Source organism: Streptomyces asoensis (assembly GCF_016860545.1).
Classification (GTDB): Bacteria; Actinomycetota; Actinomycetes; order Streptomycetales; family Streptomycetaceae; genus Streptomyces; species Streptomyces asoensis.
In genome coordinates this window covers 2,727,317-2,749,265 of sequence record NZ_BNEB01000005.1, presented here as the reverse complement: position 1 = coordinate 2,749,265, position 21,949 = coordinate 2,727,317, and the positions used below count along the sequence as shown (strand labels likewise).

Below are 21,949 nucleotides of genomic sequence, written 5' to 3'. Positions count from 1 at the left end.
AATGGGAGGGTACGCCCCACCCGTGCGGTCACTTGTTCCAGAATCCATTCAGCTGGTCGAAAGGTTGCGTTGTGCGGATGACCCGTCGTGCCTCATCCGGAGAGCGGCCTTGGGCGACAAGTACATCGAACATGCGCTGAGCCACTTTGATCGCCTCATCAGTGGCCCTTCCCGGACCACCGAAGGGTTCGGGATCATCTGCTGTGTCGACCTCGTGCAGCACTCGCAGCGCCGGCACGGGTACTGTCTCCTCCAGCAACCGCAGCAGCGCCCGGATGTTCGCCGGATCGCCGCCCCCCTCCTGTAGCACCGCCTCCACCAAGGGGTGCTTTCGGTTGATCCGGCAGTGGACCATGTTCTCGTCCCGCCGTACGTTCCACGCGAATGACAGGTTCTCGGCGCGCTGCCGTGCCGCTATCTGACCCCGGTTGCGGACGGTCTCGGCTGCGGCGGACCGAACCGTGCGCGCTATGCGCTGAAGATGCTGGCGCAGTACGACCGGCGGCACCACTGTCGCCTTCCGCACATCAACCTGCCATTGGGCGTCGGTCTCCGCCGGAATGTCGACGGCGATGCGGGCCAGGTTGTACTTCTCCTCGCGCCGGAGCCCACGTATGCCCAGCCAACTCCCGGCGAGAAGCAGTCGGTTCCGGCGGTACACGTAGAAACCCTGCTGCCGAAGCCACCCCCTGGGTCCTCCGGCACGTTCCGCCTCGGCAGAGGTCAGCCGCTGCAGTCCCGGGAGTATGTACGGCTCGACCCTGACCTTGTGCCCTTCGAGTGGCAGGTTCTCCACCGGGTGATGCAGCACCGACGGGTGGTTGGACAGAAATGGGTCCCACGGCTCGACGGCCAAGCCCGTGACACGCAACGTCAACGCGGCCGAGCCAGAGAGGAACCGGGCGAAGATGAGACCGAGGTGGCCGCGGACCTTCTCAGCCTCGTCGTAGAACTGCCGTTGAGTCTTGCGATCGGCGGCGGTGATCTCCCCGTACCCGGCGAGCCGCTGCCACAGAACTATTGTGCCGACGGACCGTCCTGCGGTGAGTTGCTCCAAGGCCTTCTCGGCCTCGGCCGGCGGCTGTCGGAGCAGGCGCCACTCACCTGTCTGTTCAACCACGTCCAGGTCCCACGTCCGCGAGTGCCAAGGGCCGTCGACCTCCGCGGTGCAGACCGTCAGCAGCCGGCACTGGGAGAAGGAAGCTGACTTCAGCCCCACTCCGTAGCGGCCCAGGTCCCGGGAAGTGCGGTCGGTTGCTGACCAGCGGGCCGCGACGGTCATCGCGGTGACCAAGGCATCCTCCGACATGCCATGACCATCGTCGACCACGGCTATCCACGAGAAGCGCCCGTCCCAGGTGAACTCCACATCGATCGTCCCCGCTCTGGCCGAGACGCTGTTGTCCACCAAGTCTGCGACGGCATCAGGGAGTGAGTAGCCCAGCGAACTCAGGGAGGCCACCATCCCAGCAGGCTCGGGAGGTGCGAGGTCATACGCCATGCGGTACTTGGCCCTGCCCTTCCAGTCCAAGACGGTTGGATGATGAAGATATCCCCTCGTCGCCGATTGTGGAGCTTCTGTGCGCAAGGCGATCTTTAGGCGAGAGGACGACCACGGCGCACCTCGCGTACGTCACCACTGCAGGTTTCGATGACAGGCGCGGTCTCATATAGGACCGGTAGCCTCATGAAGGATTCGACCTCGGTGGGAACAGTTGGCCCGACGGTCCAGGGGGACCACTCTTGCCCTGATCCGTTGACGGTGGCCACCCTCCGTGCGACGCCTGCAACTCAGCCGATGACCGTCCGCCACGGCGACGGGCGCGCCGACCGACCACGCACGCGTGTACATGTCGCACCTCCACCGGCCTCAGCCACGCCGCGATGCTGTCGACCAGAGCAAGTCGCGCCGGTAGAAGGGGTCTGCTGCCCGTCCAGGTGGGCGAAGCTTGACGACTGAGCGCCAAGCGCAGCCGGTCTACTTCTTCTTGCCCTGGGTCTTGCCGGGGATCTTGCTGATCTGCGTTTTCGCTGGTCAGGAGTAGTGGGCTCGTGCACCTGGTGGTCGTCGTTGGTCGTCATTGGCCACTGTCGAGCGGCCTCGGACGGCCCAGGGACGGCCCGGCCGAACCCGATCTCGCGCGCGTCTGCCAGAAGCCGGTCACTACTGCCCGGTACTTCCCTACTCTGTGGCCACCACGCGGGGTTGGGGAGCCCACGCAACTGCAGGGGGGCAAAGTGCTGATAGTTCTCATTGGGCTGTCTGTGGGCGCCGCATACGTGTGTTACGGAACACCACTCTTCGTCCCAGCCGTCATCGTCGCGATCTGCGCCTTCTGGTCTAACGGCGTCATGTCCAACTTCCGTCACACTGGCGAGGTCCCCCGCCTTGCGACGGCAGTGAGTCTGATCTGCTTCGTCCTCACACTCGTCTTCGGCATCACAGGGCTGGTCATCAGCTAAGTGCGGGGTGCCGGCATCCAGCTCGCGCCCTCAGCTTGGGAAGCTAAGGTGATCTGGGGCCTAATCCGCGGCTGACCCTGCTGCTGAGCGGAATCGGTGTCTGCAGCGAGACTGGCTCGTTCCCCGGTGTTCCCCGTGGTTCCCCGCACGATCTGGCACGCGTCTGGCACGACCTCTTCGTCCCGAACTCTCGGCGGGGAAGTCATTGGGGTCTGGTGGGCTGATCAGATGGCCGCTGACGGACCTTGTCGGTCACCGTCGGTTTCGGTGGTTGTTGTACTCCGCTGCTGTACAGCAACTCCATCACCCCGATCGACAATCAGCATCGGGCCTACGATTGACACGACCTGCCTCGGTCGGTGGCTGCTTCCCCCAGTGCCGTAGAGGGGACCAGCCCGTTCGAGCCGGGTTGGGTGGGGAAGCGACATCCGCTTTTGGAGTTCGATCTAACCCTGGCCTGGTCAGGCCTCGCCTCGTGCGGCGGTGCCGTCTGCGACCGTTGTATGTCCGTCCTATCTGGGGTCGTTGATGTCAGCGGAACAGGTCCGGCACCGGACAGGCCTCCAAAGGCTCATCCGGTCGATCGGCCCAGCGCCACCAGACATGTCGACCAGTACACCTCCATAGCGTCCGACACGTCCGCCGGCCATCCTCCCGCTGAGAGAGGACGATTCCGCCGGACTTCATAGGCTGGCTGCAGTCGGGACACGCCGAGGCGTCGTCGGTCATGCGGCGCACCCTAACCGAGCGACCGCTTCGTCCCGAAGCGATGTGGCTGGGAGCTCTGTGGCTCACTCATCCCCGTCCCTGTTCAGATACAGCGGGGAGGAGAGGCCCGTGTCCAGGTCCAGGAACCACATGGTGACGGCGCGCTCGAACTTTGCGCAGGCGTTGAGGTGCTGGTCTTTGAGGTGAGCGACGTACCGGGCGGCGGCCGCGCTGTGCCGGGCGGACTCGTCAGTGCCGGTCGGCAGGTCGTTCTCCAACGAAAGGATCGCCAGCCACCAGCGGTTGAGGAGGTCGGTCGAGAACGAGTGCAACATCTTGCGGGCTTCGCCAACTCCGTGTTCGGACGCGAGGCGGCGGATCCCGTCGGCGTCGAAGCCCGTGAAAGCGATGTCCGGGACGCCGGATAGGTCTTCGCGGAAGCGGGCAATCGCCTTCAGCTCGGCCGCGGTGAATGGGTCGGTCCCGGACTCGTACTTGGACAGGTCGTCAATGCCGGCGTCAGCCATCGTGCTCCTTCGGTGGCGCGAGGGGTGGGACGTGGATCAGCGGAGGTAACAACACAGGTGCAGGCTCGGCCGCTCCTGCAGGGGCAGGATGCCGAGGACAGTGAGGGCGGCCTGAGCCGCGAGCGCCAGAGACTTAGAAGGCGCTGGAGTGGATCATTGGGGACACCTGTCTGTCTTCCCACGCCAAGTTTCGGACGCGTGGCTTCCACACGCATTCAACAGGTCAGCGAACGGCGTGCCTCGCAATCACTGCTCTGAGACTTCGGCGCCAAATTGGCTGACGACTGCTAGATGATCAAGCACCACTTCGCAGCTGGCAACGAAGTCGAACGCCGCGTCCGGGAAGACGGTGTGATCACCATGGGAGACACGAGCTCGCAGCCGTGCAAGGCGGACCATCGTCTCGGCGACCGAGTGCGGCAGCCCTCTCCCCTCAAGTTGTCGCGCGGCCTCCTGCACGGAACGTGTACCGCCGAGCAGATCACGGTAAGCGACTTCAACAGCCCGCCAGGCAAGCATCACGGCACTGTCGGGTGAATGACCGACCAAGTCCAGCGCCTGGTCGAGAGCTTCGTATTGAGTGGAGCGCGCACGCAAGTGAGTCCGGACCACGTTGCCAGACTGCGAGGGCAGCGGCCTAGACGGTTGTCCGGGCACTCTGGGAGGCGACGAGGAGGCTTGTTCCCGGGTGTCGTCGTAGGTGCGCCGTGCCTCTTCAGCGAAGTCGATCGCTCCTGCTGGAGTCTCCAGCCGCGTCATACGGTCGAAGGCCCGCTTGAGGTGATGCCTGCACGCCCAGGCAAGCACTAACGTCACTACGGGCCACACAAGCGCCTCAACGTACTTGAGGACCAGTTCAGCTACTGCCACGCGGCCATCTAACCGCATCTCTAGCGTGCCAGATTGCAGTTCGACCGCTTCGTCCCGAAGCAACTTGAGTGAGGGCTCTGCCTGGGACGGGGCACCTCTCACCTGCGCTGACGGTCCGCCGACGTCCGCGCTTGTCCGCCGCTGTCCGTCGGCGTTGTCACGCAGTTAGACACTCATGGCTGCTGCGCAGCTTGCTTCGCCGCCGTGTTCCGGGCGTGAGCTTCGCGCCGCAGTCGGCGTTCGTACTCCGCGATCTGGCGGCCTATGGGAACGCTGGTGGAAGTTCGGATCAACCGCTCGCTTTCACGATCCACCAGAAAAGGACCGTTGCCTCCCAACCGAGGGCGCTGCCCGCTCTGACCGTCCCCCAGTAGAAGATCCACCCGAAGGGCAAGGCCTCCACGCGCAGGATCTGAAGGTCGCACGTGACGTGGCCCCGCACGTCCGATGATGGCATGGCACCTTCACATGCTGGCTCGCGTACACCCGCTTTAGGAGTTCATCCGAACCCGCTCCCGCTGGTGTCGGCGACTGGTTCTACGGCCGGACAGAGTCGCTGATGTACGCCCCCGTCCGGCGTCGTTGATGTCAGCCGTGGATGTCAGAAACCCTCTGGGGTTGCTGTGCTTCGTTGCTGTACCGCGGCGAGGCACCGTCGCTCCTCCTGGTCCCGGGCCGTTGTCAGTGCCGCTTGCTAGTTTGCCTGGTGGAGTGAGACCGGTCAGAGAACCTTCGAGGTCCGCGGTCAAGGGGGGTGGGCATAAAGGTCCCCGGGAGCCACCTCGGGACTATGTTCCAGGCCGTAGATCCCCACCCCCCTCATCCTCCATGAGGCGAGCGGTCGGCACCTCCACTGAAACGACGGTGCGCAGGAGGCTCCCTCACTCCTCCCCAGGTGGGATAAGGCGATCGGCGCTCTCAGCGTCGTCCACGTGTCCGTGGGCGTCAACGGTGATCGGGGTGGCGCGTCCTCTGGCCGTGACCAGCCAAGCAAGAACCTGCTCGGTCAATGGCCCGTTGCTGGGCCCTTCGTCCTTCCAGTACGCGCGCCAGCCGCCACCTGGTACAGCGGCTACCACCTGGTCGGCCTGCTCCAGGTGGGAGAAATCCGGGTAGTCCGTCACGGGGCGGCGGGTACCGCGTTTGGGATCGACCACAAGTGCCACGCCCGTTGCCTCGTCCCAGGCGTCCACGTGCACTGTCCGACCGATCGTCATCTCTGTGCCGGTGAAGATTGCGAGCCAGCCTGTCCCGTTGAAGTACCGCATGCGGTCATCGTCCATGACGGCGGCCGGCCCCGACGTGGAAGTGCCCACTTCGGTGCCTTGGCGGGCCCTCAGCTTGGGAAGCTGCGATCATTCACGGCCGGTTTGGGCGCTGACCTGGTCGAACGTACGGCCCGTCCTCCTTCTGAGTTCGGCTGTCTTCACCGTGATTCCCCGTGGTTCCCCGCTGGATCTGGTGCGGTTGTGGTGCAGAGCTGCGGCGTCCGCAGGAGGCGATCAACTGGGCACGTTCCATTCATCGAGGCGGATCTTCACCTGATGGTTGTGATCCGCGTGCCAGATCACCTCACCGGCGACAGCAGCGCCCATGGCGGGCAGCTCCATGTGGTGAGGCATGGCAGTGATCTCGGCAAGACCGACTGCATTCGGCACGATTTCGATCAGGAGGAAGACGCCAAACGGCTGTCGGCCGATGACGCGACCGCTGACGTGAGATCCAAGGGGCAGTGCGGAGACGGTTGCTGGCCAGTTTTGTTCTACGGCATCCGCGGTCGGAACCTGTGAGCGGTCCGGCCAACTGAACTCGGGCATTCGCCAATCATGGTCAGGACGGTGGAAGCTGTCGACAGCCGGCATGGGCCCGATGTCGCGGGCGCGAGGCACCACACGCTTTCCAACTGTGCTGGTGGTGCCTTGGGCTGAGTTCGGGGGCGTTCACCTGCGTTCATGGGCGACTGTCCCGTGCGGCGAGCCTGACTGGCGGACTCCGCTGAACGGCCGTGAACGGGGGTGAATGAGACGGAAACTGAGACGGCGGTGCGTGGGGAAGCTGTCTCGCTCCACTACGGGTGGGATGGGCGATCCGCACTCTCGGCGTCGTCCACGTGTCCGGGGGCGCCGACGGTGGTCGGGGTGCTCGTCCCATGCACGTGACCAGTCATGCAAGCACCTGCTCGGTCAGCGGCCGGTTCCCCGGTGTCTCGCCCTTCCAACCCGCGCGCCATCCGCCTCCTGGGATGGCTGCGCTCTTCTTGCGTTTGGTCGTCGTCCGGAAAGGGGAGCTCTCGCGGTAAGGGATTAATGGTTCTTCCGCCTACAGTAGACTCGCTAGCAATCTCGGAGATATCGGAGCGTCGGGAGCGCGTAATGCCTGAATATGCATTAGACGAATGGCGCGCCATTATGCGCGGCGAGAAGCCTCAACCATCGGACGACTACATCGTAATTGCCTTTCCGGATGATGAGCTACGAACCGCCTATCTGAGTCAGGTTTCTTCGTGGCCCGAGATGGAAGTTCGAGCGATCCTTAGGAACATGCTCGGCGGGCCATCTCGTCTGTCTATTCTTGATCAGATCCATTTGCAAGTTCTGAAGGCGAAGGGTCCGTCGCGATCGTTGGATCCGGATTCGCCAGACGAGCGTCACTTTAGCGAGTATGAAGGCCGGGCCATACTTGCAGCAGCTGGCAGGAGTTCGGAGCCGGTTTGGCAGGGTATTTCATGGGTGTTGGATCTCCTCCCGGATTCCCCACGTGACGCGCTTGGTGCGGTGTCAGCCTACTTCATGGCTCACTTTCAGGTGCTGTCTGACTGGAGGGAAGTGGGCCTCTCTGATGCTATTGCGCTGATCCGTCATCGGTACATCACGCAAGGGCGAACGGAACGCGAACGGAAGATCAAATTACTGCGAAGCCTTGATCCAAGGGATCTTGAGTTTCTGATCGCTGACCTGTATCGAGCCATGGGCTATGCGGTGCGCGTTACTCCTCGACAGAAGGATGGGGGAAAAGATATTGAGGCGGAGCGTGGCAACGAGAGAATCTATATTGAGTGCAAGAATTGGGAGCAGAAGGTTGACGTCAACACTGTTCGTAGCTTCGGGTTTGTCGTAATGGATAAGAATGTGACTTCGGGAGTTCTTGTTTCGGTTTCTGGCTTCACAGAGAGAGGGCCGGAGACTGCGGAAAAACTGGTTATGGAATCTTCTGTGCGACACCGCATGATTCTGCTCGATGGCCATCGAGCCGTTCAGCAGCTTAACGAATACCTCGGTGCAGGCTGGCACCTGCGAGCTGACCAAATCATTGCTCGCCAGAAGCGCAGCGGCTGATACGACTGCCGCGATACACCTGGGCCGACCGTCTCCGCAGACGTGCCAGCTCACCGAGTCCATGGGCTAATCAAGAACTGTCTTCTTGCCCTGGGTCTTGCCGGGGATCTTGGTGAGCTGGGTCTTTGCTGGTCAGGGGCGGTGGCCTCGTGCGCCTGGTGGTCGTCGTTGGTCGTCATTGGCCACTGTCGAGCGACGTCGGACGGCCCAGGGACGGCCCAGCCGTGGGCCGCGTGGACGGCGTCAGCCGACGGAAGCAGCCCGCCACTGCGCGGTGACGCACCCCTCTTCCATGTCCCACCACTCCTTGGCCACACCGTGGTTGAGCAGCTTATGCACCTTGGCGAGATTGGCGGTGGGCGGGATGTCCAGGGCGACCATGCGGAACCGTTCTATGCCCTCGCCGCAGACGCCGAGTTCATGAAACGCGTTGAGCACGCTCTGCCGTGCGGCTCCGGAACCGCCGTCACGAAGCACGATGAGGCGGATGGTGCAGTTCTCCGAATGACGAACTACCTCGCCGGCCCATCGCACGCCTTCGTCATCGGGCTCGGTGGCCACGATGTCTCCGCATGCGATGCCTCGGACGAACCAGGGGATGTTGTCGAGCCGTGCGGTGCCGTCGCCTTGGTCCACCGCCCACAGACTCTCCACTGATGCCGGGGGCCAGTCGTCTTCGATCTCAAGCCGGAAGTGCACCTTTATGTAGGGGGCTTCGGGAGTCGTCATGGTGCCCAGGATGCAGAACCCTGACGCGTCGGCCGCAGGTGGGTGACCGATGACGTCTGCTCAGAGCTGGATACGGGCCCGTGTGTGCCTCAGCCGACGACAGCCAGCCACGACGCCGGGTGCGCCGACCGACCAGGCGCGCGTATGCCTCGCTGCACCCCCACTGGCCTCCGCCACGTTGCCGGTGCCGTCGACGAGAGCAAGCCACGACGGTCTACCCGCAACCACGATGCAGGTGGCAGATCAGGCGGGACGAGTCCACGGATCGTCCAGAGCCGAACGAGTACCGCTTGGGGTGAGAGGCTCGGGCACCATGTCGGCGACCTGCGACCTGCGACCTGCGACCTGCGACCTTCGTCGTCGAGCCTCAGGGCGTTAGCGTCCCTGCCAGCACCTTTGTTGACCGAAGGTCGCCCCCGGCATCTGGCTCGACTACGCCCGCGGCTACTCGGGGGTGGCGGAGTCTTAGGGGTAGGTAGATGCAATACCCGGGTCGCGGTCGGGATTAGGGAAACTGGTGGTGCGCTGACCGGAAGCTGGCGATAATCTGGTCATGATTTCACGAGATGACCAAATTGGGAGCATAGCTTCTGCCATTGATCAAGCAGCCCAGGCTTCATCTAAGTTTGAAGCTGTACGAGCTTTGCGTACGACCTTGCTCTGCGGAATACCAAGCGATGTACCGGTAGAGGAAATTACCGATCTTCCAGTAAAGGCGGCCATTTGGGCTTTCGATTACAGAATTTCGGTTCAGCGTGACAATGATCGACAAAGGGCGGTGGTGGAGCCGCGCTTCCGTGGAGCTTCAGGAGAAACAGACCCGCCGAAGGTCGCTGCTGTTGCCGAAGAAGTCGTTGAGGTGTGGCATGCGTTGGCCTCAAAAGTGACATCCCCTTGGGGATTGGCACGCCTTCAGCATTTGCTATTTGAACGACGCTTTGGGCGGGCCCATGAGTATGCAATCGCAGCGGCTAAAAGCTATCTAGCAGCTGCGATGAATTGGGAAATAGGACTTGATCGAGCGGGGCTTTTGGGGATTGCGCTGAGGGTCGCGCGATCGGTGAATTCTCGCGATCAGGCAGACCTGATCGTGAGTCAATTGATGAGTGATGCACGCCAGGAACTTTCTGGGGATGGCCGACGCCCTGGTGTATTTATGCGCCTGATGGAATCAATTCTCGCGGAACGCAATCCTCCAAGTGGAGTTGATGATCTCCTGAAGGATGCCTTTACTAAATATGCCGACCCCTTCATTCGCGACAATGTTTTGAGACTTCAGATTGCTAGGGCCTCAGACGCGGAGGCGAAGAATCAGCTCTGGGGGAAGCTGGTAGAGGTATGGAATGAGGCGGCAAAAGACTCTCAGGGAATCGTCCGAGCCGCCCATCTAAAGAAAGCGCTCGAATGTGCCGAGGGTAGCCAAGACCGTGAACTGGTTGAGCGTGCGGCTGCTAACTTGCAGGGCCTACGCAAGGATGACCTGGGGTTGGCCACCTTTACGGCGTCGACCAGTATTGATGATGCAGAGATTGAGCGTTTGCTCGCACCCATGGGTGAAGCGGGTAATTGGCAGCAAGCCTTGATTGATCTCTATCAGATTTATGGTCCAGCAACCGGAGGCCTGACGCAGAATAAGGCCAGAGTGGAACAACATGCACGCGAGTTTGTGCTTAGTGGGCTATTCTCGAAAGAGCTGCTTGGGGGCGACGGTCTGCCACGATATCGTGCTCAATCGGACGAAGATCGCGATGCCATGGCTCTTGCGGAGCAAGAGTCTTACAACATTCAGATTTTTGCCCCGATTCTAGCCATGGCCCTTTCGAGGATAGCTGATACATATGGAATCCCTAGCGAAAGTGAACTGGCAGAATTCTTTGCGCAAGCGCCACTCACTGATGAAGATCTGGCCCATGCACTAGCGCGAGCCTTCATTCGCTATTGGACGGGCGATGCCGAAGGCGCGGCATTCACTATCATCCCCAGAATCGAGACCATAGTTCGCAATCTAGTGATCGCTATGGATCGGGGCGTCTATCGAATTCAGCGCGACCAGAAGCCTGGACAGTATCCCGGGTTGGGATACCTGCTTGATATCTTGAAAGTCCACGGCATGGATGAGTCGTGGCATCGATGCGTACTGACAGTTTGCGCTAACCCTGCTGGTGGTTGGAATATCAGAAATGAGGTGGCTCATGGATTTATTCCGAACATTGGAATACCGCCCGCTGCCGTGGTATTGCAGCTTGCAGTTTATCTGTGGTCTCTAAACGCTATTCAGGACGATGCTGCTGACGATTGATGACCGAGCGAATCAGAATGGGAAAATGCCCAGAATGCTGTCCATGGCCGAGGGAGAGCGCAACGAGGCAGAAGCACCCACATTCCTGTAATAAGCAGCCGAGGTGGCTCGGCTGCTGGACCCCGACGGCACAGCCAGCGGAGCTGGCCGCCCCAGACACGACCTACCGCTTCTCTGCATCAGGTGGCTCATTGCTGTGTGCGTGGCGCGGGCGCCGGCCGGGCTGGAGCGGGGCGGAGACAGGAGCGCAGGCCCGGCCGGGGGCCGGGCCGCGCGCGGGGAGCGAAGCGAGCCGCCTTGAACCCGTGAAGAAGGTTGTAACTCAGGCTGCTGGTGGGCCTGACGGGTCCTCGGTGGCTTGAGCTTCCTTGGTCATCGCGAGGCTTCGGGATTCCGCGGCTGCTCGCTGGAGGGCGTCGGCTACCTGGTCGGCATCGTCGGCGGAGAGTTGGATTTCTTGCGTCCAGAGGATCGACAACCTGATGTTGCCGGTCGCCAGATTCAGGGCCACGTCGGCTTCCGCCCCGGTGCCGGTGGCGTCCCGTGCCTCCAAGCTGAGATCGCTCCTGAAGACGCTCATCGCGGTTGAGTCTTGTGCTCCACGGCTGTCAGCTCCCAGAGAGGGGCTGCGTATCGATCTGGCCGGCTATGGATGAGCAGTGCCCGGAGGTCTTCGCGCTGGCTGCCGGGCATGCCCAAAGCCTCGGTGAGCCGGCGGAACGTCGTGTGGGTGACTCCGCGGCTTCGAGCCTCGTTCTCGAACTCGGCGAGCTGCGGCAGCACGGTCTCAGGATCGAGCTTCACCGTCGGCTGCTCTTTGAGCCACGCGGCCTTGTTGCGCTCGTAGTCGATTTCCGAGTAGCCGCAGACCTCGCGGCTGTGCGCCTCGACCTCACCCAGAGCGGTGGTCGAGAGGATGGCGCGGGCCAGCTCGTTGCGGTTCAGCGCGTCGTCCAGGTCGACTTCGTGGACCGTCGGGCCGGCGTCTGTGAGTGGGATGGGCAATCCGGCGTCCCGCACTTCGCAGACGCCGCGTATCCCTCGTGCTGTCGCTGCGAGCATCCCGGTTGCCTCGGACGGGTGCCACTCCAGGACTGCGCTGACCGGCTCAGTGTCCTTCGCGGTGAAGGTGTGGACGAGGGGGCCAAGCACGCTGCGCACCTCGTCGAGCGGAAGTTCACCGTCCAGGCCGGGGCCTGCGACCAGAAGTCGCACGGGAGCGTTCACCTGGCAGCACGCGGCCAGAGTCAGAGCGTCGGCAAGCGGGCTCTTGAGCGTCGGCTCATCGCCTCGCGCGAGGATGTCACCCCCCACGTCCAGGAGGTCGATTGAGTCCGGCCTCAATCGGCTGATCAGCTCTTCGAGTTGGCGCGTGACACCTTCGACGCCGTGATGCGGATCGATCAGGGCGAAGGTGTGTGGGAGCTCTGCCGCGAGCCGGGGGAGTGTGGAGCCTGCTGGAGCGATCGGGCGGGCTTCGGCCGGCACCGACCAGACAGACGGGGTGAGTGGTTCGAGTCCCGTGAAGTCGGCGGGGCCGCGGGGGCCTGGGATCGGGTCGACCAACAGGCGGTCCCACGCGTAGGTGAGGATCACCGCCTGGTCGTCGTCGCCGTACAAGGCGGCGTCAAGCATTGCGGAGGCGACTGCGTCGCCCCCTCCTCCTGCTGCGACGATCAACCGCGTCATGTGCGCAACATTACGGGTTCGGGGTCTGGCCACTCACCCTATAGTGGCTAGAGGCCATAGCCACTTGGACGAGGAGGGGACATGCCTCAGATCGAAGAGGCGCAACCGAAGTATCTCCAGATCGCTCACTACATCCGCGATCAGATCCTTCGGGGCGACCTCAGGCCGGGGGACGAGGTGCCCTCGGAGCGGCAGCTTGCGACGAACTGGAAGGTGTCCAGGCCGACGGCCGCGCGGTCGTTGGAGGCGCTGAGCAATCAGGGGCTCGTGGAGAAGCGGCAGGGTTCTGGCACGTACGTGCGCAGCCTTGAAGTGAACCGAAGGGCAAGGGAGTTGTACGGGCGGGCGCGGCAGACGGGGAAGATCTACACCCCTGGTGAGTACGCGGTCATCACCTCGGCCGGCTGGTTGGATGCTCCGGACCACGTCGCTGAGGCGCTGGGCCTGGTGAAGGATCGGCGGGCCGTGCACCGCCGGCGAGTGACGAACAACCAGGACGGGCCCATCACCCTGTCCACTTCGTGGTTCGCGCCGGACGTCGGGCAGCGGGCGCCCAAGCTCCTGGAGCCGGAGCGGATCCAAGAGGGCACCCTGATGTACGTCGAGAACATGACGGGGCGGCAGGGGAGTTACGCCGAGGACCGGATGTGTGCCCGGCAGGCGACCGACGAGGAGTCGGCAGACCTGCAACTGGATTCTGGATCAGCGGTCTTGATCGTGCACCATGTCGTCTTCGACCTCCAGGACCGGCCATTGGAGTTCGCCGAAGCCACGTACCCGCCGCAGCGCTGGGCGTTCGAGCAGGGCTACCCCCTCACCTGAGCGCACCTGATGGATCGTCATTTGGCAGTTTCGCTTGCGCAGCGTGAGTGGCTAATGCCACTATCCATTAAGTGGCTAAGGCCACTTCAGGAAGGGGGCACGTTGTGACGGGTCAGCGGCCGGAGCAAGGCGCGCACTTAGCTTGCCGGGGATGCCGTGGGCGGGGCTGGAAACGCGTCAGCTCGCGCACGGCCCTGGTGCTGTCCACCGTCGGCGACCGTGCCCGTGCCGCATCGAAACGGCGCTGCCTCGACTGTGACGGCAGCGGCAAGGAGTGAGCACGGATGGCCTTTACGATCGATCGCTATCCCTCTGAGGACTCGCCGCGACTCGGGGCGATGACCCTGTATCCCGTCGCTGAGTCCGTGCACCTGGCCAGGCGTTGGTTCCGGAAGTTCATCGCTCCGTACAACCCGGCCTGTTCGGTCGACGACTGCGTACTGATGATCTCGGAACTCGTGACGAACGCCATCGTCTACGGGCGGTCCGATGAGGTGTGGCGTGTCCGGGTGGAGTGGTTCCGGGACGGGGCCTCGCTCAAGGTCGAGGTGCACAACGCCGGCTTCCCGGCCAGGGCGCGGCTGCGGCAGCCTGACGCTGTCGACGCGCACGGGCGCGGACTGCTCCTCGTTGACTCCATCGCCGAGTCCTGGCACTCGGGGCCCAGTCGCTTCGGCGGGACGGTCGTCTCCTTCGTGATGGCCGATGCCTGGCCGACCTGAAGGCGGAGCCGGGTTCTTTTCTATATGCACTGTCGCTAGTCTGGTTGACCAGTTGACTTGGCCAATCCTGACGGGCGGCGTGCATGGCGTATGAAGTAGAGGCGCCGAAGTACCTACGCCTCGCGCAGACGATTCAGCAGCGCATCGAGGACGGCACCTACCCGCCGGGCACGAAGGTCCCCAGTGAAAATCAGCTGGTCCAGGCGTTCGGAATGTCCCGCCCGACCGTCGTGCGTGCTCTTGAGCTGCTGAAGCGGGACGGCTGGTTGGAGTCCCGCCAGGGGTTCGGCACCATCGTGCGCGGCCGGCCTGCCGCCGCCGAGCAGAAGGACCGCCGCGGGCGCGAAATGCTGGAGCGCGACGAGTCGCAAACTCCGGGGCGTCTGGTCGTGGTCGACCAGGTGCCGGTGCCCGCGCGCGTCGGCTCCGTCCTGGGGCTGCCCAAGCGGGCCAAGGTCCTCATGCGCCGATTCCTGGTCGAGGTGGATGGCGAGGCTGTTGAACTTGCGTCCTCGTACTTCCCGGCTGGCCTCGTCGAAGGCACTGAGCTCGGGCACTCCGAACCGCTGGGCGTCGGCGTCCGAGAACACCTTGAGGGCCGGAAGAAGGTCCGATTCGACCATGTGACGGAGCGCGTCTCGGCCCGCATGCCGGATGCCGCTGAGGCTGAGCTCCTCGGCCTGCCTGATGGCGTGCCCGTCCTCAGCGTCCTGGTCGTCGCCCGCGATGCGTCCGGCCAGGCTTTGCAGGTCTCTGACGTGCTGCTTCCTGCCGATGGGCAGGAACTCGAAGATACCTACCGACTCGGCTGATCTGTCCGGATGCGCGGGGCACGTGTGCTGCGTAGTGCGGTGGCCCGTCTCAGGTGCGTCGGTTGGCGAGCCGGTAGACCACGTATGTGAAGCCGAGAATGATGTCGACGGCCGCCCATAGGCCGATGATGAGGCCCACGCCGATTGTTGTTCCGACCTCGCTCGCGTCCTCGCACAGTTTCAAGGCGTCGCCTGTGCGGCTTCGGCAGTCTTCGGGGGTGCCGCTGGCGGTCGAAGCACCCGTGATCACCCAGATCAGGAACAAGAGCTGGACGGCAAGAAAGAGCCACAGGAAGACGCGTCGTCGCTTCTTCGGTTGAGACGGCGGCCCGCCCTGGTAGGGACTGCTTGGCGGGGGCCCCTGTGGCGGTGTCGGCCAGGCGTCCGGTGGTGGCGTGGACCCTTGCGAGTCACGTGGATCCCATGGTTGTGGACCTTGAGCGCGGTCTCTTCGGCCCATGTCCCGCCCTCCTCTGCGCCGGCTGGCTTCATGGTGCGCTCGCGGAGCTGGTGACGCTCGTTGACGGGCACGGGAATCACTTGACAAGTCAACCTGGCATCTCTAACTTCGAACTTGCTAAGTCAACTTGTCAGGTGGCGAGTTGGTCGACTCCAAAGGAGAAATCTCTGTGCGTGTGATCCGCGTTGACGCCTCGACCGCGACGATCCTGCTCACCGAAGCGCCGGCGCCGAAGGTGCGTGACCGGCAGACCGGTGAGATTGCCAAGGACGCCGTGAGCGGTGAGGCGCTGATGACCGTCGGCGTCGTCTTCATCGACGAGGGGGACTCGTCGCTCATCCAGGTCACGCTTCCCGAAAGCGGTGTGACGGAGGGCCTGACCGTCGGCGCTCCGGTGTCCCTGCCGGGGCTCATCGCCCGGCCGTGGGAGAGCGTGTTCAACGGCCAGCAGCGGCACGGCATCGCCTACCGCGCCACCGCGATCGCGCCGGGTGCCTTCCCGGTCCCGGTCGCTCAGGCGGGCTGATCGTCGTGACGGACCTGATCACGCTGGCCGAGCTGGGCGCACCGCTCGCTGCGATAGGCGGCGCGGCCTACGTCCGGCACGCCAACCCGGCCGCGTACTGGTCCACGGTCGGGCTGCCGGTCTCGGTGGCCCGGCTGCTGGCCTCGTACTCCTCGACCATGGACGCCTGCGGCCTGACTGTCGCGCCGTCCCGGTTGCGGGTGCTGGCCATCAAGGCGACCAGCCGACGGGAGATCCGTCCGGTCCCGCCTCGGCGGGGCATCATCCGGCCTACTACGACCGGCCTGCGCGTCCGGCTCCGCCTCGCGCCGGGCCAGGAACCCGCCGACGTCGCCGCCTCGGCGGAACGGCTCCGCCATGCCTGGGGCGTCCACGGCGTGTACGTGAAGGACGTCAAGCCCGGTGTCGTCGAACTGCGGCTCATCGGCTTCGACGTCCTGCGCAAGGTCCGGATGCCCCGGCGGATCGAGGACGGGCTCCTCAAGGTGCCGGTGGCGCTGCGGGAGGACGCCACGGCGTTCTTACGTGACTATCGCGCCGTCCCGCATGAACTCGTCCTCGGCGCAACGCTGTCGGGCAAGTCCATGTACCTGCGGAACCTGATCACCGGGCTTGCCCGGCAGTCCGTCGCCCTGGTCGGCGTCGACTGCAAGCGGGGCGTGGAGCTGGCTCCGTTCGCTTCCCGCTTTGCCGCGCTGGCGACCGATCCGGGAGAGGCTGCCGAGCTGCTCCCGGTCCTGGTTAAGGAAATGGAGGACCGATACGACCTGATCAAGGCCCGACAGGGCATTGCCCCAAGCGCGCCCGACGAGGAGATCACCTCAGACATCTGGGGACTGCCCGAGAGCGAACGCCCGGTACCCATCGTGCTGTTCGTCGACGAGGTCGCCGAACTCTTCCTCGTCGCGACCCGTAAGGACGAGGAACGCCGGGACGAGATGGTCACCCACCTCATCCGCCTGGCCCAGCTGGGCCGCGCGGCCGGCATCTACCTGGAGGTCTGCGGGCAGCGCTTCGGCGCCGAACTCGGCAAGGGCGCGACCATGCTGCGGGCCCAGCTCACCGGCCGTGTCTGCCACCGGGTCAACGACGAAGCCTCGGCCAAGATGGCCCTCGGCGACATCGCCCCCGAAGCGGTCGACGCCTCCTGCGCCATCGCCGCCGAGCTGCCGGGCCTGGCCGTGGCCGGTGACACGTCGGGCGGCTGGTCCCGCATCCGTACTCCGCACCTCTCCCTCGCCGCCGCTGCGGCCACCTGCCGCGACACGGCTCACCTCGCTCCGGACGTTCCGGCGCTCACGCCGTTCCGGCCGTACGTCCCGCCCGTAGTCCTCGACAGCCCCCAACCGGTACCCACCGCGCGCCTCGCCTCCTCCACGCCGGAGGACTGAGCGATGCGCACCCACCGCATCCGCATCGACCCCGTACTGGTCCAAGCGGCCATCGCCGCAGCGCTCTCCTTCGCGCACCTGCACGACCTCGCTGCGGCGGCCGGACAGGACGGCTGGAAGGCGTGGGCCTACCCGATCAGCGTTGACCTGCTCCTCGTCGCGGCCTGGCGACGGCTGCGCTCCGGTGCGGCGAAAGCCGCTGGCTGGTGTTGGTTCGTCGTCGCCCTGGTCGCGTCGCTGGGCGCGAATGTCGGCACGGCCGGCCTGCTCGACCTCGGGGACGTCCCGGCTTGGCTGCGCATCCTCGTCGCCGGGTGGCCCGCGGTTGCCTTCCTCGGCGGAACGCTCCTCGCGCACGGTGCCTCGGCCCCGGACGGCGACGAGGTACCGGTCCCGAATCAGGACGAGGCTCCGGCCACGCCAGTCACGAATACCGCCCCTGCGCTGCCCGCCGCCGACCCACAACCGGCCGCACCGCCCTCCGCCGCCCCTGTCCCGCCCGCGCTCGTCGCCCTCGCTCGCAAGGTCGCCGATGACCACCGGACCCGGACCGGGACTGACATCGACACCCCAACCCTTCGCACCCGCCTCGGCATCCCGCTGCCGCTCGCCGAAGCCATCGCCGTCCAACTCACCTGATCCCGGAGGACCTTCCATCTTGCGTCCGTCCACGCTCCGCGCGCTCAACCGCGCAGCCGAGCTGACCCGTCAGAACCGCCTCACCGAAGCCATGCTCATCGCCGAACCCGTGATCCTCATCGCCGACGAGTACGAGGGCGCAGAGATCCGGCGGTGGCTGCTCGACCACGTCGCCGACTTCACCGGCGAGAACCACGACGAACCGAAGGAGCTGCCCTGATGCCCGCCAACCGCCGCTTCCGCAACGTCGCCCGCATCGGACCCGTCCAGGTCGGCACCGCCTACGACGGCCGCGGCCGCGAGAAGCACACCGCCGTCTGCACCGCCCCGCGCTGCGGCTTCTCCAACGACTTCGACACCCGCGCCGCCGCCGAGCTCGCTGCCCGCACCCACCGCTGCCGCGTCCGCTGAGGAGATCCTGTGACCGTCTCGCTCCCGCTCGTCTTCGTCCTGGGCGTCATCGCCTGGGCAGCGATCAAGTTCCTTGGCGTGCGCATGTGGGTCGCCGTCGTGATCGCTCTGTTCGGCTTCTGGCTCTCGCACACCTTCCTCGCCCCCGCCATCGAGTCCGGCACCCGCTCCGGGGTCGGCGTCGTCAACGGCGACAACCGCTGAAAGGAGCTCCGCCATGTTCCGCCCCAAGCTGCCCGACGTCCCCGCTCCGCCGTCGACCCCGACTCACCAGCCGCAGCACCACTACCCGGCGCCCACAGCCGGCCGCTTGCTCAGCCCCTACGCGGGCCCCGTCGCGGCCGTCCTGGCTGGCGGAGTAGTCCTCACCGCACTCCTGGCGGCCGTCGCCATCACGGCCATCTCCGTGGCCATCGCCGCCGTGGTCCTGCGCTCCCTGCTCAACAACGCCAACAGGCGCTGACCGGCCGCCGGGGCGGCAAACGCCGCCAAGCATCTCGCCGCCCCGGGGCCGTCCCTCCCAACCGCAGAAACAGCCGAAAGGAACACCCATCATCACCCGGCAGACTCCGCCCCCGCTGGCGGAACTCTCCATGCTGGCCTCTCTCGGCACCATGCCCGAGCTGGCCCGCCAACTCTCCGGCCTGGGCGGCTGCACCCACCCCGTCCGCCTCGACGGCCACCGCACCGAATACGCAGTCGAAACGGCAACCGGCGAAATCGGCCGCACCCTGCACCACCTCGACTCGGCCGCCCTCCCGGCCGGCCAACTCCTCATCCGCTGCAACAACCGCCGCGCCACCCGATGCCCGGCCTGTGCCGAGACCTACCGCCGCGACACCTACCACCTGATCACCGCCGGACTACGCGGGGGAAAAGGCACGTCCGACCAGGTCGCCACACACCCGCGCGTCTTCGCCACCTTCACCGCCCCCGGCTTCGGCCCCGTCCACAACCGCCGCACCGACGGACGCCCCTGCCGCTGCGGTGCTCGCCACGACGAGAACGACAGCAGGTTAGGTACGCCCCTCGACCCGGACCGCTACGACTACGAAGCGGCCGTCCTCTGGAACGCCCACGCCGGGCACCTCTGGCGGCGCTTCTCCATCTACCTCCGCCGGGAGATCGCCAAGCGCGCCGGCCTCACCCAACGCACCTTCCGCGACCACGCACGGGTCTCCTTCGCGAAGGCCGCGGAGTACCAGAAGCGCGGTGCCGTGCACTTCCACGCGGTCATCCGCATCGACGGTCCGGAAGGCGGCGACACCCCACCGCCCGCTTGGGCGACGGCAGAGCTCCTGACGGACGCCATCCAGGCCGCGGCCACTGCCGCGCGCGTCGACGGCCCGACCGTCGATGGACGCGCACACGCCTTCGCATTCGGCCGCCAACTCGACGTCCGCACGATCCGGTCCGCCGACTTCGACGACGGCCAGGAGCTCACCGAACGAGCCGTCGCCTCGTACATCGCGAAGTACGCGACCAAGGGAGCCGAGACGGCGACCGGCACCCTCGACCGCCCGCTCAAGTTCCTCGCCGAACTCGCCCAGGCACGCATCAGCGAACATGCCCGACGCATGATCCGCGTCGCCTGGACCCTCGGCGCACGCCCCGAGCTCGCCGAGCTCCGCCTACGGGCCTGGGCGCACATGCTCGGCTTCCGCGGCCACTTCTCCACCAAGTCCCGCCGGTACTCGACCACCCTCGGCGCCCTGCGTACTGCCCGCGCCGACTGGCGACGCGCACAGGTTGCCGCGGTGGTCGAGACAGAACCGGCGGAGACGACCCTCGTCCTCTCGCACTGGGTCTTCGCCGGTACCGGCCTCTCCCGCGCCGAAGCCTGGCTGTCCGCATCCCTCGAACCCGCCCCCGGAACGGAAGGAGAACCGACATGGACGCCCGTCGCGACGAGCTGATGACCGTTCGCCAGGTCCTGGATGAGCTGGGCGGCGTCTCTCGCCGGACGTTCTACCGCTGGCGGGAGCTGGGATACGGGCCGGCCGCGTTCAAGCTGCCCAACGGAGAGCTCCGGGTATGGCGGAGCGACTTCACCACCTGGCTTCGACAGCTGGAGGCAGCCGCGTGAAGTCCCTTGACGTGAAGGTCTGGGCGGTTCGCAAGCGGGACACCAAAACGCCCTCGTACGGTGTCCGCTGGTCCGTTGCCGGCAATGTGCTCTCGGAGTCCTTCCGCACGAAGGCGCTCGCCGACCACTTCCGCACGAAGCTCATGCGAGCGATGCGCGACGGTGAAGAGTTCGACACCGAGTCGGGCCTCCCGGCCTCGATGGAAGAGAAGAAGTCGGCCGTGTCCTGGTACGCCTTCGCCCTCAGATACCTGGCCATGAAGTGGCCCCATGCCGCCCCCAATACGAGGGACGGCATCAATGAATCCCTCACCAGCGTGACGCTGGAGCTCCTCGACGAGCGTGCCGGACGGCCGTCCGATGAGGTGATCCGCAAAGCATTGCGCAGCTGGGCCTTCGTGTTGCCGGGGCCCGACGATCGGGAAGTCCCCGACGACGTGCGGAACGTTCTGCACTGGGTGTCCAAGGCCTCCCGACCGCTCGCCGATCTTGCTGAGCCCGCCACGGCCCGCGCGGTCCTCGACTCGCTGAAGCTCAAGCTCGACGGTACGGCGGCAGCGGCAGAGACCGTGCGGCGCAAGCGTCGGACGCTCGTCAATGCCACGAACTACGCGGTCGACCTGGGGGAGCTGCGCGAGAACCCCATCACTGCGGTTCGCTGGCAGAAACCGAAGGTGTCCAATCAGGTGGACCCGCGCGTAGTCGCCAACCCGGAGCAGGCTCGCAACCTCCTGGCGGCCGTCTCCTACGTGGGCGGATACCGGCGTGCCCGCGGCCGTCGTCTTGTGGGTCTGTTCGCCGCGATGTACTTCGGTGGCCTCCGGCCGGCTGAAGCGGTCGGCCTCGCCGAGACGGACCTGATCCTCCCGGGACAGGGCTGGGGCTCGGCGCTGCTCCATCGGACCCGCCCCTCGGTCGGCAAGCAGTGGACCGACTCGGGGGAGACCCACGACGACCGCGGGCTGAAGAACCGGCCGAACGAGGACGTCCGGCGGGTACCTATTCCGCCTCACCTCGTCGCCGTGTTCCGTGAGCACCTGGCCACCTTTGGCACGGCGGACGACGGGCGCCTGTTCTTCAGCGAGAAAGGTTCGGTCGTCCCGTCCTCGACCTACTACCGCGTGTGGCAGGAGGCCCGGCTCCTCGCGCTCCCGTCGGCCGCCGCCTCCTCGCCGCTCGCGAGTCGGCCATACGACCTTCGACACTCGGCGCTGTCGACCTGGCTCAATGCCGGTGTCGACCCGACCGAGGTCGCCGAGCGCGCCGGCAACAGCGTCGAGGTGTTGCTGACCCGCTACGCGAAGTGCCTCGACGGACGGCAGGACGTCGCCAACCGGCGTATTGAGGATCTTCTGCGCGAGTACGAGTGAGACACCCTGCACCCCACCGCGGCCCCGGGCATCTTGTCCGGGGCCTCTCTCGTCTTGAGCCTTACCTGCTGCGATGCTTCGAGCCGAGGG

Annotated in this window: 24 protein-coding genes; 15 read left to right on the top strand and 9 right to left on the bottom strand. The window is 65.3% G+C overall.

Going from position 1 to position 21,949, the window contains the following annotated elements; genetic code table 11:
• Positions 1 to 28: 28 nt before the first annotated feature.
• The 5 genes from Saso_RS34710 to Saso_RS34690 all read right to left on the bottom strand — a co-directional run bounded on the left by Saso_RS34710 (position 29) and on the right by Saso_RS34690 (position 6,385).
• Positions 29 to 1,531, bottom strand: coding sequence for an ATP-binding protein (locus tag Saso_RS34710; protein WP_229901162.1), 1,503 nt, complete (start codon positions 1,529 to 1,531; stop codon positions 29 to 31).
• Positions 1,532 to 3,254: 1,723 nt separating this feature from the next.
• Positions 3,255 to 3,698 (bottom strand): hypothetical protein, encoded by a 444-nt coding sequence (locus Saso_RS34705; RefSeq protein WP_189919742.1) that lies wholly within the window; start codon positions 3,696 to 3,698, stop codon positions 3,255 to 3,257.
• 246 nt (positions 3,699 to 3,944) lie between these two features.
• Positions 3,945 to 4,568 carry a hypothetical protein gene (locus Saso_RS34700; RefSeq protein ID WP_189919740.1) on the bottom strand — a complete coding sequence of 208 codons (624 nt, stop codon included), beginning with the start codon at positions 4,566 to 4,568 and terminating at the stop codon, positions 3,945 to 3,947.
• 881 nt (positions 4,569 to 5,449) lie between these two features.
• Positions 5,450 to 5,836, bottom strand: a complete 387-nt coding sequence (locus tag Saso_RS34695; RefSeq protein ID WP_229901161.1) for a hypothetical protein — start codon at positions 5,834 to 5,836, stop codon at positions 5,450 to 5,452.
• Positions 5,837 to 6,070: 234 nt separating this feature from the next.
• A complete protein-coding gene (locus Saso_RS34690) occupies positions 6,071 to 6,385 on the bottom strand; it encodes a hypothetical protein (RefSeq protein ID WP_203833578.1) in 315 nt (104 codons plus the stop codon).
• Positions 6,386 to 6,940: 555 nt separating this feature from the next.
• Between Saso_RS34690 and Saso_RS34685 the strand changes: the two genes are divergently transcribed.
• Positions 6,941 to 7,903 (top strand): restriction endonuclease, encoded by a 963-nt coding sequence (locus Saso_RS34685; RefSeq protein WP_189919738.1) that lies wholly within the window; start codon positions 6,941 to 6,943, stop codon positions 7,901 to 7,903.
• 243 nt (positions 7,904 to 8,146) lie between these two features.
• Here Saso_RS34685 and Saso_RS34680 read toward each other — a convergent pair whose 3' ends face one another.
• Positions 8,147 to 8,632, bottom strand: a complete 486-nt coding sequence (locus tag Saso_RS34680) for a DUF4265 domain-containing protein (RefSeq protein WP_189919736.1) — start codon at positions 8,630 to 8,632, stop codon at positions 8,147 to 8,149.
• A 553-nt stretch (positions 8,633 to 9,185) separates the two neighbouring features.
• On the opposite strand from Saso_RS34680, the gene Saso_RS34675 reads away from it, so the two are divergent.
• Positions 9,186 to 10,931 carry a DUF4209 domain-containing protein gene (locus Saso_RS34675; protein WP_189919734.1) on the top strand — a complete coding sequence of 582 codons (1,746 nt, stop codon included), beginning with the start codon at positions 9,186 to 9,188 and terminating at the stop codon, positions 10,929 to 10,931.
• Between the two features lie 322 nt (positions 10,932 to 11,253).
• Here the strand turns inward: Saso_RS34675 and Saso_RS34670 are convergent, their stop codons facing one another.
• Together Saso_RS34670 and Saso_RS34665 are read right to left on the bottom strand one after the other, a co-directional pair.
• A complete protein-coding gene (locus Saso_RS34670) occupies positions 11,254 to 11,511 on the bottom strand; it encodes a hypothetical protein (protein ID WP_189919732.1) in 258 nt (85 codons plus the stop codon).
• Positions 11,508 to 12,620, bottom strand: coding sequence for a DUF1152 domain-containing protein (locus tag Saso_RS34665; protein ID WP_189919730.1), 1,113 nt, complete (start codon positions 12,618 to 12,620; stop codon positions 11,508 to 11,510). Before Saso_RS34665 ends, Saso_RS34670 begins: the two co-directional genes overlap by 4 nt.
• An 81-nt stretch (positions 12,621 to 12,701) precedes the next feature.
• Between Saso_RS34665 and Saso_RS34660 the strand changes: the two genes are divergently transcribed.
• The 3 genes from Saso_RS34660 (at position 12,702) to Saso_RS34650 (ending at position 14,976) form a co-directional block, all read left to right on the top strand.
• Positions 12,702 to 13,442 (top strand): GntR family transcriptional regulator, encoded by a 741-nt coding sequence (locus tag Saso_RS34660; protein ID WP_189919728.1) that lies wholly within the window; start codon positions 12,702 to 12,704, stop codon positions 13,440 to 13,442.
• 284 nt (positions 13,443 to 13,726) lie between these two features.
• The gene (locus Saso_RS34655) at positions 13,727 to 14,164 is read left to right on the top strand and encodes an ATP-binding protein (RefSeq protein ID WP_189919726.1); all 438 of its coding nucleotides are present in this window, start codon (positions 13,727 to 13,729) and stop codon (positions 14,162 to 14,164) included.
• Between the two features lie 83 nt (positions 14,165 to 14,247).
• Positions 14,248 to 14,976: a GntR family transcriptional regulator gene (locus Saso_RS34650; RefSeq protein WP_189919724.1), complete on the top strand. Its 729-nt coding sequence runs from the start codon at positions 14,248 to 14,250 to the stop codon at positions 14,974 to 14,976.
• Positions 14,977 to 15,025: 49 nt separating this feature from the next.
• Here Saso_RS34650 and Saso_RS34645 read toward each other — a convergent pair whose 3' ends face one another.
• Positions 15,026 to 15,241, bottom strand: coding sequence for a hypothetical protein (locus tag Saso_RS34645; protein WP_189919722.1), 216 nt, complete (start codon positions 15,239 to 15,241; stop codon positions 15,026 to 15,028).
• Positions 15,242 to 15,605: 364 nt separating this feature from the next.
• Here Saso_RS34645 and Saso_RS34640 point away from each other — a divergent pair, with 364 nt between their 5' ends.
• The 10 genes from Saso_RS34640 to Saso_RS34595 all read left to right on the top strand — a co-directional run bounded on the left by Saso_RS34640 (position 15,606) and on the right by Saso_RS34595 (position 21,859).
• Positions 15,606 to 15,962, top strand: coding sequence for an SCO3933 family regulatory protein (locus Saso_RS34640; protein ID WP_189919721.1), 357 nt, complete (start codon positions 15,606 to 15,608; stop codon positions 15,960 to 15,962).
• Positions 15,963 to 15,967: 5 nt separating this feature from the next.
• Positions 15,968 to 17,353 carry an FtsK/SpoIIIE domain-containing protein gene (locus tag Saso_RS34635; protein ID WP_189919719.1) on the top strand — a complete coding sequence of 462 codons (1,386 nt, stop codon included), beginning with the start codon at positions 15,968 to 15,970 and terminating at the stop codon, positions 17,351 to 17,353.
• Positions 17,354 to 17,356: 3 nt separating this feature from the next.
• Complete coding sequence (locus Saso_RS34630; RefSeq protein WP_189919717.1) at positions 17,357 to 17,992, top strand: DUF2637 domain-containing protein; 636 nt, start codon at positions 17,357 to 17,359, stop codon at positions 17,990 to 17,992.
• 19 nt (positions 17,993 to 18,011) lie between these two features.
• Entirely contained in the window at positions 18,012 to 18,212 is a 201-nt protein-coding gene (locus Saso_RS34625) for a hypothetical protein (RefSeq protein WP_189919716.1), read from the top strand.
• Complete coding sequence (locus tag Saso_RS34620) at positions 18,212 to 18,403, top strand: mobile element transfer protein (RefSeq protein WP_189919714.1); 192 nt, start codon at positions 18,212 to 18,214, stop codon at positions 18,401 to 18,403. Before Saso_RS34625 ends, Saso_RS34620 begins: the two co-directional genes overlap by 1 nt.
• Before the next feature lie 9 nt (positions 18,404 to 18,412).
• Positions 18,413 to 18,607 carry a hypothetical protein gene (locus Saso_RS34615; protein WP_037680541.1) on the top strand — a complete coding sequence of 65 codons (195 nt, stop codon included), beginning with the start codon at positions 18,413 to 18,415 and terminating at the stop codon, positions 18,605 to 18,607.
• A gap of 13 nt (positions 18,608 to 18,620) precedes the next feature.
• The gene (locus Saso_RS34610) at positions 18,621 to 18,866 is read left to right on the top strand and encodes a SpdD protein (protein WP_189919712.1); all 246 of its coding nucleotides are present in this window, start codon (positions 18,621 to 18,623) and stop codon (positions 18,864 to 18,866) included.
• 130 nt (positions 18,867 to 18,996) lie between these two features.
• The gene (locus tag Saso_RS34605) at positions 18,997 to 20,319 is read left to right on the top strand and encodes a replication initiator (RefSeq protein WP_189919710.1); all 1,323 of its coding nucleotides are present in this window, start codon (positions 18,997 to 18,999) and stop codon (positions 20,317 to 20,319) included.
• Positions 20,319 to 20,489 carry a helix-turn-helix transcriptional regulator gene (locus Saso_RS34600; protein ID WP_060900682.1) on the top strand — a complete coding sequence of 57 codons (171 nt, stop codon included), beginning with the start codon at positions 20,319 to 20,321 and terminating at the stop codon, positions 20,487 to 20,489. Before Saso_RS34605 ends, Saso_RS34600 begins: the two co-directional genes overlap by 1 nt.
• Positions 20,486 to 21,859: a tyrosine-type recombinase/integrase gene (locus Saso_RS34595; RefSeq protein ID WP_189919708.1), complete on the top strand. Its 1,374-nt coding sequence runs from the start codon at positions 20,486 to 20,488 to the stop codon at positions 21,857 to 21,859. Before Saso_RS34600 ends, Saso_RS34595 begins: the two co-directional genes overlap by 4 nt.
• Positions 21,860 to 21,949: the final 90 nt, after the last annotated feature.